Origin of the sequence: Mesorhizobium sp. LNHC252B00 (assembly GCF_000502955.1) — a bacterium.
Lineage (GTDB): Bacteria > Pseudomonadota > Alphaproteobacteria > Rhizobiales > Rhizobiaceae > Mesorhizobium.
In genome coordinates this window covers 1-356 of record NZ_AYWO01000152.1, presented here as the reverse complement: position 1 = coordinate 356, position 356 = coordinate 1, and the positions used below count along the sequence as shown (strand labels likewise).

At 61.0% G+C, this 356-nt stretch carries 1 protein-coding gene; it reads left to right on the top strand.

Translation table 11 applies throughout. From position 1 onward, the window contains the following. Positions 1-356: acyl-CoA dehydrogenase family protein (locus X744_RS0139405; RefSeq protein ID WP_031261622.1), on the top strand; the 356-nt coding region annotated here is incomplete at both ends.

Below are 356 nucleotides of genomic sequence, written 5' to 3'. Positions count from 1 at the left end.
TTCATCATCGTCGTCACCAAGACCGATCCGGAGAAGGGCGCCAAGGGCACCTCGCTGATGGTCATCGAGACCGAGGAGGTCGAGGGGTTCGAACGCGGCCGAAACCTCGACAAGATCGGGCTGAAGGCCAACGACACGTCGGAGTTGTTCTTCAACGACGTCCGTGTGCCGACCTCCAACCTGCTCGGCCATGAAGAGGGACAGGGGTTCGTCCAGTTGATGCAGCAATTGCCGCAGGAGCGTCTGCAGATCGGCACCGGGGCGATCGCCATGATCGAACGGGCGCTGGCGCTGACCATCGACTACGTCAAGGAGCGCAAGGCCTTCGGCAAGGCGATCATCGATTTCCAGAACAC